Here is an 11,666-nt window from a genome sequence, read left to right as displayed (position 1 = left end):
ACTCACTGCCCTAAGACATTCTGTTTAGCCAGCTCATCATTCACTTTCTGATTCACTGCTTTTAATTCAGCAGGGATATCACTGTCACAGCTGGCTAAGATGCGGTTGAAACCCTCAGACGTCACTTGGCGAATCGGCGTCCAGTTAGGCACTTGTGGAATATAGCGGCCATGCTCGGCATACAAATCAGCAAACATTGCCCAGCGCGGATCGTTATAAACAGCTTTGGTATCAACCTGTTTATTAATTGATAAGCGCACTACCGGCATATTATTACTGCCCATGCCCATACCGATTTGTTGGCCTTCCGGCGAAATCATAAATTCGATGAATTTCTGCGCAGCTTCTTTTTGCTTGCTGCTTTTCATCATAAAGACGGTGGTGCCCTCGGCCAGTGTTGCCTGCCCTTTGGCCCCTGCTGGTGGCGCAATCACCTCAAAAGCGGCTTTACCGGGATCTTTATCAAATAAAGCAATATGGTATGGGCCAGAGAAAAACATGCCGCTTTGGCCAGATCGGAATGACGGAATAGCATCGGCCGTGGTGGCATTAATCGCGCCCGGCTGGACGGTTTTGTCACATACCATGCCGCGCATGAAAGTCAGTGTTTCAATCGCTGCGGGCTCTTCCAGTGAAGCTTTAAATTTCCCCTCACCGGCTGGGCGGATGAAATCTCCCCCGGCTTGCCACAAATAGGAGCTGATAAACCAGCTGGCGTAACCACGGGTGGTAGAAGCTGGCAAAATAAAGCCGTAAGTGTCATTTTTGCCATTGCCATCGGGATCATTGAAAGTAAAGGCTTTCGCCAAGGTGCTGATATCTTGCCAGTTTTTCGGTTGCTCCAATCCCAACTTTTCCCGCCAATCTTTACGGATAAACAAAGCAAAAGTTTGAGCGGAGGTTGGTACGCCATAATATTTGCCATCAATATATTGGGCGCTGTTCCACGCGGTATCTAAGATATCTTCCCCGCCAATGATATTTTTAGGTTCAATTGGCTCAACAATACCGAGTTGGACGAACTGCCCGATGGCTGCTGCATCATTGAAAATCAAGTCCGGTAGCGCATTACCGGCCGCGGCTCGTGCTAGACGCTGTTCAAAATCGGTTGTTGCATTGAAATATTCAATCTTAATGCCAGTTTTCTTCTCAAACGTCTCGGCTTCAGTTTTATAAATATTCTTGGAATCATTGCTGGCACGGATCCACACTTGCAAGGTTTCTGCTGCATGAAGAGAAGGAATCCCCATGGCTAAATAAGTTAATAACAGCAAAGATTTTATTTTTACTTTTGACATTATCATTTTTTTCTTCATCTTGGCGTCCTCGTTAAAATCTAATTTTTATGAATTTACCCAGAAATTTAAATAACAGAATGAAATCACAAAACACTCGTCAACATTAGAACCCAGAGGAAAACAAAAAACCACACCACAAAAAACAAAACTTAATTCCATTTTGAATTTTCTGCTTAAGATCACACTTGAAAAATGAGAATAAATAGATAAAAAATAAAATTATCCATTAAAAACATGATGATAAAATCTTCATTTTAAAAACTAAAAAAATAATGCAATTATTTAAATTGGCTAAAAAACGTCTAAAATAGAGATTTAATTTGACCATCATCACAACTTAAATCATTTATTCACAGATAATTTATAAGATAGATCTAGATCACAAAAGTCCTAAAACTTTACCCTAGAATTCAAATCCACCTGAAATGGAACAGTGTTCTTTTTATTAAAATAGCATCAGGAATATTTAATAACCTTGTACTTGTTAGGTGGGGATTCTATTTAGTAAAAATGAACAAATTAATTAAATTAACCAAAGTCACTTTATTTTTAATCATGTAAAACATAAAAAATAAGGAAAGTAATAATGAAAATTCTGGGTAAAAAAAACCTATTTATGGCTATTCTTCTAGGATCCTCACCCTTTATTTATGCGGCGGAAAGTCACCCATTATTATTAAAAATGAATGATATAAACTATAGCATTGACCAAGTTAAACAAAATAACCCGCTATATGAAAAATCCTATAAAAATCTGATCACTAAGGCAGATCTTGCCCTGAAAAAGCCCCTCTATTCCGTCATGGATAAAAGCTTGCTGGCCGCCAGCGGTGATAAACATGACTATTACAGCTTCCCGCCTTATTGGTGGCCGGACCCAAGCAAGAAAGACGGCATGCCTTATTTGCGCAAAGATGGCGAAACAAATCCTGATGCTAACAGTGACGCGACGGATAAAAAGCGCATGAACAACTTCAGTGATGATGTCTATTATCTGGCATTGGCTTATAGCTTCACCGGTAAGCCCGAGTATGCCGAAAAAGCACGCGATCAATTGGTTAACTGGTTCGTGAATCCAAACACCCGAATGAATCCGAATCTCCAATATGCGCAAGCAATTCCAGGTATCAATGAGGGCCGAGGCATTGGCTTGATTGATAGCCGGGCACTGGTCGATGTAATTGATGCTGTTGAATTGATAAGGCCCGCGAATGTACTCAATGAGGCGGACTATCAAGCTATCAAGCTCTGGTACAAAGATTTTTATCGATGGATGACGACGAGTCAGAATGGTTTCGAAGAAGATAATTGGCACAATAATCACGGCACCTACTTCGACATGCAAGCCGCCTCTTTCGCCCTGTTCAGCGACCAACTAGCCGCGGCGCAAAAACGGCTCGAAATCACACAACTTCGCCGAATTCCCGCGCATTTTGATATGCAAGGCCGACAAAATGCAGAACTGGAGCGCACCCGGCCGTGGCATTACAGCAATTTCCATCTGGAAGCCTATAACAAACTGGGCCGACTGGGTGAAGTGGCCGATAAAGATATCTGGAATTTTAGCCTGGACGAACACAGCCTGAAAAAAGGCTATCAATATGTGGCGGGCTTTATCAACACCGACCAAGCCTGGCCGTACAAAGACCTGGATGGCGTTCAAGATAAAAAAGCACTGGTCAATATGATAACAGCCGCCCGTGCCTACCCGGCTGAGCTTGATTTCCAACAAAAAGCGCAATATCTGATAGCCAAATATCCGGATGCCATTGAAATCCTGCTCTACCCAGTAACACAGCCCCTGAACACCAAAAAATAAGCATCGTCGAGGACATACCAGATATGAAGCAGTTTACGGATCGGCAGATGGCTAAAATTCGCCAGCGCGTGATGCAACCTCAGGGAAATCCAGTGCAGCAGCCGCAGATTATTGCCACGCTGATTGCACATAATCAGGTGATTTTAGACTCAGATACCCTAGTCCCTACCACCGGTGTTGCCACTTGGAACCATTATTATTATTGCCCTGATCACGGTGTGAAGTTGGAATGGAGCCGCAACTCACCGACTCAGCACCGTTGCCCGATAGACTCTCATTCATTTAGTGGGGAACCCTATGATGGTGCTTGGTGGCGGGCACTTAACGGCTTAAATGCCAAGGCCTGTAATCAACTCGGTTTATTGTGGCAACTGACGGGGGAGATACGCTACTTCGAAAAGGTGCGGGATATTCTCATCAATTATGCCCGCTATTATCCTGACTATGAAATCCACGGCGGCATTCCCTACAACGGGCCGGGCAAGGCCAATGCGCAGACACTGTGTGAGGCAAATTGTCTGCTCGATTTCGCATTGGGTTATGATTTTATTGCCGATGCACTCAGTCAGGAGCAACGCGACTGTATCGCCGGGCGCTTATTGCGCGAAGGGGCTGATTTCCTGATGCAGCACCGGAGCCGCCAATTGCACAACCATGAAGTGAAAATCAGCAGCGCTATCGCGGTCATCGGCTTGATCCTTGAAGATGAGCATTATGTCGAGTTTGCGGTGAATGCCGAGTATGGCCTGCGTTATCAACTAGAACACGGGCTGTTCAATGAGGGATTATGGTTTGAAGGCTCGGTGCATTATCACTTTTATGCGCTGCAAGGTTTCTGGTCATTTGAAAAACTGGCCGCCGGTAGCCGCTATAGTTTGCTGGCGCTGCCTTATTACCGGGATATGCTCAGTTTCCCCTTAAAACTGCTGATGCCCGATGGCACATTCCCGCGCATTAATGATTGCACTGCGGGCCAAGAGCAGCTCAATCATGCTCATGTATATGAATTTGCTTTTAAAACCTATGGTAATGATGAATATGCTGCGGCCCTGCACCATATTTATCGCCAGAAACCCCGCCTAAATTTAGATGCGCTGCTGTATGGCGTTGAAGAGTTACCACCGCAAATAATTGATGTTATTCCAACAGATACGCTGCATGCACCAGACTGTGGATTGACCATTTTACGTCAACCGCAGTTTGATCGTGCTTTGTTGGTAAAACACAGCCCTTATGGCGGTGAACATGATCATTATGATCGGCTGAATTTAATTCTGTTTGAACAAGGGCAAGAGATCCTGCCGGATTTAGGCACCACCGGCTATGGTGCTCAACTGCATTATGGCTACTACAAAAACAGTGCGACTCACAATACACTCAATATTAACCAAGCAAATCAGCCACCCGCCGTGCCGGTTATTCATAACTGGCATCAATCGGCAAACTTTAGTTGGTTGGATACAGAAGTCGATTGGGGTAAAAAAGCCCCAGAATTGGATAGCCATACCCGGGTCCAGTGGGATAGCGATGCTTACCGAGATGTAAAATTCCGCCGCCGTATTTTGTGGCTGGAAGACGCCATTATTGATCTCAGCAATATCGTCAATCCACATCAACAGGAGTGGAACTGGACACTACATATCGATGGGGTGGCAGTGCCACCAATGGGAGAAAGTGCAACTTTCAGCGAAAGTGGGCCGATGCAATATTTACATCAAGTTACCGCTCAACCACTGACCGGTGTCATTCAGTGTCATTATCAAACCGCTACACACCCACTGTCACTCTGGCTAGCAGCTGATGCCGCGCTATACCAAGGGTTAGCACCGGCAAACCCATCGGTACGTGATATCAGTTATCTGATTTTACGTCATCGGCAAGCCGAATCGCTGGTGACCTGTGTATTTGATATGAATCATCACGCCCCGCTATCACAGGTGCAGATAGACAATGACGGCGAGATATTATCTATCAAATTGACTCGTCAGCAGCAGGTAATACAGGTAAAAATCCCCTTTACCGACAGTAGCCTACCGCTATTCAGTTAAACTTATTTAGCCTGGGGCAGGATTGCCCCTCTTTCCCCACACTTATCTCTTTCAGCCGAGCCATTCACAGCATATCCTCTCTGATAATAGGGCCTCTAGCGATAAAGTGGCTAATAACGTGATTTAGCTAACATTTACCGCATATGACCAATCTGAATTTATATGCAAAATTCGCGTATAAACCAGGATGTAACAAATAATTTTGGATTAACAAATAAAATACAAATTTTATTAATAACCCGCTCTCATTGCTTATATTCCATAATAATAGCTCGACCAATGTATCCGCCATGTTAAATATAACGCCACTGTTTTGCATAACACCCAATACAGTTTTGAATAAATACCGCTTAAAATGAATATAATCGTTTTTTTATTCACATTTTAGTCAAAAGGCATTTAAAAATCAGATAAAAACATGACGTGAGTCACAGAATGAATAAGTGTTATGACTAAAATAGCCGCCATCAGTTCGATTTTCGAAAATTCTGTTTAAAACGAAAACCTTATTTAAAACCAGAAATTTGTTTAAAAAAAACAGAGACCTTACGCAAATGGAAAATAACAACAAGAAAATGGCGCATATAAGGCGGACAACGCATTTAATGATGCCGGCACATCGTAGTTATTTTAACTTTTCCTATTTTCATTATAGATAATATCCTTCCTGCGATGACATCCGTTTTTATTGGATAGTCATTGTCTATGCTCAATATTTAACAGATACGAAAAGTGTTTGCTACCTTTGCGTTATGTTAACTATTATCTGCTTTCTCCGAACAGACTAACACTCGGTAATATTTTTACGCCTAATAGATTGTTGAAAATTATAACTCACGCTCTATTGGCCTGGTGTTTAAAGTCTTTCAGCAGAAACATAGCTATCCCGTAAAAATAATGTCACCTCTGTCATCAATGCTTAATGACATGAGGATCACTTCGCCTGAAATTTAGTTATTGTTTTACATAACGGCAAAGTGTTACGCAGAAAAGCAGACTTTTTATTAATGAATTTTAATTCATTGATACGGACTGCTGTACACAAAATTTATTAAAAGACTAAATCCAAATTGCAAAAATGTTGGATGGGTTCATATACCCTAAATAAAATAAGAGAGAAAAAATAAATGAAAAAATTAAATATCGCGGCGAGTACGTCAGCCATAACCTGTTTCGAATCACAGCGTGAAGTAGTAGATGTTTTACACACAGACTTTACTGATGTTGCTGCCGTGGTGCTTTCTGTTCAAGACATTAATAATGGTGTCATTGAAAGCATTCATTCCTTAGGTCTAGAGATTCCTATTTTTGCGGCAGTTTGTTGTGAAGAGGAACTGAATAGCGATGTATTACCGTCTTTAAATGGGGTATTTGAACTGTGCGGCGATAATACTGATTTTTACGGTAAACAACTAGAATCAGCCGCTGATAAATATGAAAAAGAGTTGCTACCACCCTTTTTCAACACATTAAAAAAATATGTCGAAATGGGAAATTCTACCTTTGCTTGTCCAGGGCACCAAGGTGGTCAATTCTTCCGCAAACATCCCGCTGGCCGTCAATTTTTTGACTTCTACGGCGAAACTATTTTCCGCTCTGACATGTGTAATGCTGATGTCAAATTAGGTGACTTGCTGATTCATGAGGGCGCACCTTGTGATGCTCAAAAACATGCCGCAAAAGTATTTAATGCCGATAAAACCTATTTCGTACTGAACGGGACATCGGCTTCTAATAAAGTAGCAACTAATGCCCTATTAGCTCGTGGTGACCTGGTGCTGTTTGACCGTAATAACCATAAGTCCAACCACCATGGCGCTCTAATTCAAGCAGGAGCTACACCAGTATATCTGGAAACTGCCCGTAACCCATTTGGCTTCATCGGCGGTATCGATGCTCATTGTTTTGAAGAAAAATACCTGCGTGAACAAATACGTAGCGTAGCACCTGAACGTGCGAATGAAGCTCGCCCATTCCGTCTGGCGATTATCCAATTAGGGACTTATGACGGCACCATTTATAATGCTCGTCAGGTAGTAGATAAAATTGGTCATCTTTGTGACTATATTCTGTTCGACTCTGCATGGGTGGGTTACGAACAGTTTATTCCAATGATGAAAGATTGCTCACCATTATTACTTGAACTGAATGAGAACGATCCAGGTATTATCGTCACTCAGTCAGTACATAAACAACAAGCGGGTTTCTCGCAAACTTCACAAATACATAAGAAAGATAAACATATTAAAGGCCAAGATCGTTACTGCAATCATAAGCGTTTTAATAATGCCTTTATGTTGCACGCATCTACTAGCCCATTCTATCCATTATTCGCGGCATTAGATGTCAATGCGAAAATGCATGAAGGCAAAAGTGGCCAGCGTATGTGGCTCGATTGTGTTAAGACCGGTATTGAAGCGCGTAAAATGCTGTTAAATACCTGTAGCATGATTAAACCTTTTGTCCCGGTAGAAGTTAATGGTAAACCTTGGCAGGAATATGACACCGATGCCATGGCACAAGATTTACGCTTCTTTAATTTTATTCCCGGCGAAAAATGGCATGCATTTGAGGGTTATGAAGAGTCACAATACTTTGTTGACCCATGCAAATTATTATTAACTACACCAGGTATTGATACTAATACCGGTGAATATACAGCATCGGGTATTCCAGCAACTATTCTGGCTAATTTCCTGCGCGAAAATGGTATTGTGCCAGAAAAATGTGACCTTAACTCAATTCTGTTCTTATTAACACCAGCAGAAGACTTAGCAAAAATGCAACACCTGGTTGCACAAATTGCTCGTTTTGAACGTTTTATTGAAGAAGACGCTCTGTTATGTGAAGTCTTACCGACTGTTTATCGTAATAATGAAACCCGCTATAAAGATTATACCATCGGTAAATTATGTCAGGAAATGCATGACCTTTATGTCAGCTACGATGTGAAACAGCTGCAAAAAGAAATGTTCCGTAAACAGTATTTCCCTAAAGTCATGATGAATCCGCAAGATGCCAATATTGAATTCGTCCGTGGGCATGCTGAATTAGTTCCATTGTGTAAAGCAGAAGGTCGAATTGCTGCGGAGGGCGCACTTCCTTACCCACCAGGAGTATTATGTGTTGTCCCTGGCGAAGTATGGGGTGGCGCAGCTCAGCGTTATTTCCTGGCACTTGAAGAAAGTATCAATTTATTGCCAGGTTTTGCACCGGAATTACAAGGTGTTTATTTACAAGTCGATGAAGACGGATGGAACCGCGCATACGGCTATATGATGAAATAATGAAGAAAAAGAGTTTATTCCACAACTTATTTGGTGTTGCAGCAAGGTAAATAATAGTGCTGTAACCTCAGATATGAAATGGATTGATACAACACCAACATTCGCTCAAACCTGCGGGGATTAATTATTCCCGCAGTCTCTGAAATTTAAAAAGAGATAATAAAAATGAGTAAATCAAATAATAAGATGGGAGTAGTACAGCTAACAATTCTGACGGCCGTCAATATGATGGGGTCAGGCATAATTATGCTGCCAACCAAACTCGCCGAAGTTGGGACGATTTCTATCGTTTCATGGTTAGTCACCGCCGTCGGCTCCATGGCGCTGGCTTATGCTTTTGCTCAATGCGGGATGTTTAGCCGTAAATCTGGCGGGATGGGCGGTTATGCCGAATACGCTTTCGGTAAATCCGGCAACTTTATGGCCAACTATACCTATGGGGCATCCCTGTTGATTGCCAACATTGCCATTGCTATCTCGGCGGTGGGCTACGGGACGGAATTATTGGGTGCCACACTAACCCCATTAGGTATCTGCCTCGCCACTATTGGCGTGCTGTGGTTAGCCACTGTGGCTAACTTCGGCGGCGCGCGGATTACCGGGCAGATCAGTAGCGTAACTATCTGGGGGGTGATTATCCCGGTGGTGGGTATTTCAATTATTGGCTGGTTCTGGTTTAGCGGCTCAGCTTACGTCGCGGCATGGAATCCACATGGCGTACCGACCTTTGAAGCTATCGGTTCTTCCATCTCAATGACATTATGGGCTTTCCTTGGTTTGGAATCTGCTTGCGCGAACACCGACGCCGTCGAAAACCCTGAACGTAACGTTCCGATCGCCGTATTGGGTGGGACTTTAGGTGCAGCGGTTATTTATATTATTTCGACTAACGTCATCGCCGGTATTGTGCCTAATATGGATTTGGCCAACTCGACTGCACCGTTTGGCTTAGCATTCGCCTATATGTTCACCCCAGCGGTGGGTAAAATCATCATGGCATTGATGATTATGTCTTGCGTGGGTTCATTGCTGGGCTGGCAGTTCACCATCGCCCAGGTGTTCAAATCCTCTGCCGATGAAGGTTTCTTCCCGAAAATCTTCTCTAAAGTCAGTAAAGCTGATGCACCAATCAAAGGGATGCTGACCATTGTTATCATCCAGAGTGTGTTGTCGCTGATGACCATTAGCCCATCACTGAATAAACAATTCAACGTGCTGGTCAATTTGGCGGTTGTCACCAATATCATCCCTTATATTCTGTCGATGGCAGCCTTGGTCATAATTCAGAAAACCGCCAATGTTGCGCCAGCCAAAGCGCGTAAAGCGAATATCATCGCCTTTATCGGCGCGATGTACAGCTTCTATGCCCTTTACAGTTCCGGTCAGGAAGCCATGACGTGGGGCGCAATTGTGACCTTCCTCGGTTGGACACTGTACGGCTTAGTTTCACCGCGTTTTGAATTTGCAGCAAAAGCGAAGTAAGTAAAAGAGTCTCAATTTAGTCAGAATAGGTGCCAGCAGATAAAAAAGTCAGGATGCAACATGGAATTCCGGTAATAATGTTCCGAACCGCTACCCCCGGACTGGAATAAGATTATGTCGGACAGCCTTTGGTATATCTATCTGCTGCGCACCGCCACCGGCATGCTGTATACCGGTATTACAACCGATGTGGCAAGAAGACTCTCGCAGCATCAAGCTGGGAAAGGCGCTAAAGCGCTGCGGGGTAAAGGAGAGTTAGCGCTGGTATTTCACTGCAAAGCCGGGGATCATTCGACGGCCTTGAAACTGGAATATCGGGTGAAACAACTCAGTAAGCAGCAAAAAGAGAAGCTGGTGATAAACCAGCCTTCTACCTTAAATACCTTGCTCATCGATAAGAAAATTATCAATAAGCAATCAGCGGTTAAAACCGATTAAACGGTGCCGAAAATACCACTTCGCCATCCACGTCAGCCAATGCATCTTCCGCTAACGCATAAACCTGAAAAGCTTCTTCAGTGCCAGGCCAACGGCAAGTTAATTGATGCTGGGCGGCGGGTACAAAGCCAAAACGCTGATAATAAGCAGGTTCCCCCAACACCACGACAGCGGCATAACCGAACTCATTGAGAGAATCCAGCCCCTCATACACCAGTTTCTCCGCCAGACCTTGCCGGCGCAGACTCTCCTCTACCGCTAGCGGAGCCAGTGCGACCCATTGACGGTCTTCACCGCCGACATCGACCGGGCTGAATGCCACGTAGCCAACCACACCGCCCTCGTCGTCGGTTGCCACAATGCCCAGCGTCAGTAAGCCGTCTTCGCGCAGTTGCTGCACCAGTTCGGCTTCATCATCGCCCTCAAACGCCCGGCGTAATAAGGTGTCAATTCCCGGGGCATCGACTGGAATTTCAACCCTGATCAACACGATGCTAATGTACGGGCAGAACTCGCCGTACCCTCTTGCTGACCCGCTTCAATAAACTCAGCCAGCCGTTGCAGGCCCACTCGCAGGGGCGTCGGCATAGATTCCAATTCAATGGCATCCATCAGATTTTTTACATACAGGCCCAATTCGGTATCTCCCTCAATTCGTAACCGGCGCTGGAAAAACAGCGTATCCGGGTCTTCTTTACGGGCAGCGATCAAAATCAGATCGTTGGCATCACCACTGAAGCTAACATCGGCTTCAGCCTGTTGGCTCACCACCAGCCTACCGTTTTCTACGGTCATAAACCATTGCAATGCAAGGTCGCGCACTTCAATTTTTAACCAGCGAGACTCCAAAAACGCTAAATCGCCGTCTAGCAGCGCCTGGCGGAATTGCCAACCCAGAACTTGTTCCAGTATCTGGCGTTGTAAAGCAAATGGGGTAAATTTTAACGGCCCCCGCAACAGCGCTGGCCCTTGACGCACCAGACGTGCTCGTAGTTCTCCCAACACAGGCTGACTCCTCTTAACCCAGATAAAAAGATAACTACCCAAAGTCATTGGAATTGCAGGTCGGCTGCCAGCCAGTCAATCCCAATGAGCTTATGTCAATAAGTGATTTGGGTAAGTACCCGCAGCGAACACCCCTGCGGTTTCAAGTATGAAGGGTATTTTGCCACATTGGTAAAATAGGAAAGCGGGTTATATCAATAAATTTTGCATCAGTGCATTGCTAAAAATCAGAAGAATGCCACCAATGCGAAAGAAACTGCCTTAAATCAAGGTCAGTGCTCGGCAGGTT

At 44.1% G+C, this 11,666-nt stretch carries 9 protein-coding genes; 6 read left to right on the top strand and 3 right to left on the bottom strand.

Annotated features, from left to right (window positions below):
- Nucleotides 1-2 precede the first annotated feature (2 nt).
- Nucleotides 3-1,316 carry an ABC transporter substrate-binding protein gene (locus D5F51_RS02565; RefSeq protein WP_129195512.1) on the bottom strand — a complete coding sequence of 438 codons (1,314 nt, stop codon included), beginning with the start codon at nucleotides 1,314-1,316 and terminating at the stop codon, nucleotides 3-5.
- 568 nt (nucleotides 1,317-1,884) lie between these two features.
- Here D5F51_RS02565 and D5F51_RS02560 point away from each other — a divergent pair.
- The 6 genes from D5F51_RS02560 (at nucleotide 1,885) to D5F51_RS02535 (ending at nucleotide 10,372) form a co-directional block, all read left to right on the top strand.
- Nucleotides 1,885-3,117: an alginate lyase family protein gene (locus D5F51_RS02560; RefSeq protein WP_129195511.1), complete on the top strand. Its 1,233-nt coding sequence runs from the start codon at nucleotides 1,885-1,887 to the stop codon at nucleotides 3,115-3,117.
- Between the two features lie 23 nt (nucleotides 3,118-3,140).
- Nucleotides 3,141-5,165, top strand: coding sequence for a heparinase II/III domain-containing protein (locus tag D5F51_RS02555; RefSeq protein WP_129195510.1), 2,025 nt, complete (start codon nucleotides 3,141-3,143; stop codon nucleotides 5,163-5,165).
- 554 nt (nucleotides 5,166-5,719) lie between these two features.
- Entirely contained in the window at nucleotides 5,720-5,824 is a 105-nt protein-coding gene (gene speFL / locus D5F51_RS02550; RefSeq protein ID WP_115175270.1) for a leader peptide SpeFL, read from the top strand.
- Between the two features lie 468 nt (nucleotides 5,825-6,292).
- Entirely contained in the window at nucleotides 6,293-8,452 is a 2,160-nt protein-coding gene (gene speF, locus D5F51_RS02545) for an ornithine decarboxylase SpeF (protein ID WP_025379674.1), read from the top strand.
- Nucleotides 8,453-8,617: 165 nt separating this feature from the next.
- Nucleotides 8,618-9,934: a putrescine-ornithine antiporter gene (potE, locus tag D5F51_RS02540; RefSeq protein ID WP_025379675.1), complete on the top strand. Its 1,317-nt coding sequence runs from the start codon at nucleotides 8,618-8,620 to the stop codon at nucleotides 9,932-9,934.
- 114 nt (nucleotides 9,935-10,048) lie between these two features.
- Nucleotides 10,049-10,372: a GIY-YIG nuclease family protein gene (locus D5F51_RS02535; protein WP_129195509.1), complete on the top strand. Its 324-nt coding sequence runs from the start codon at nucleotides 10,049-10,051 to the stop codon at nucleotides 10,370-10,372.
- Here the strand turns inward: D5F51_RS02535 and D5F51_RS02530 are convergent.
- The gene (locus D5F51_RS02530) at nucleotides 10,359-10,862 is read right to left on the bottom strand and encodes a GNAT family N-acetyltransferase (protein WP_025379677.1); all 504 of its coding nucleotides are present in this window, start codon (nucleotides 10,860-10,862) and stop codon (nucleotides 10,359-10,361) included. The two genes, D5F51_RS02535 and D5F51_RS02530, sit on opposite strands and share 14 nt — an antisense overlap.
- Complete coding sequence (gene ubiT / locus D5F51_RS02525; protein WP_129195508.1) at nucleotides 10,856-11,377, bottom strand: ubiquinone anaerobic biosynthesis accessory factor UbiT; 522 nt, start codon at nucleotides 11,375-11,377, stop codon at nucleotides 10,856-10,858. The genes D5F51_RS02530 and ubiT overlap by 7 nt, the downstream gene beginning before the upstream one ends.
- Nucleotides 11,378-11,666: the final 289 nt, after the last annotated feature.

The sequence above is a fragment of the Yersinia hibernica genome (genome assembly GCF_004124235.1).
In the GTDB taxonomy this organism is placed as follows: Bacteria; Pseudomonadota; Gammaproteobacteria; order Enterobacterales; family Enterobacteriaceae; genus Yersinia; species Yersinia hibernica.
Note: the sequence above shows the minus strand (reverse complement) of the source record. Positions and strands in the feature narration are given on the sequence as shown.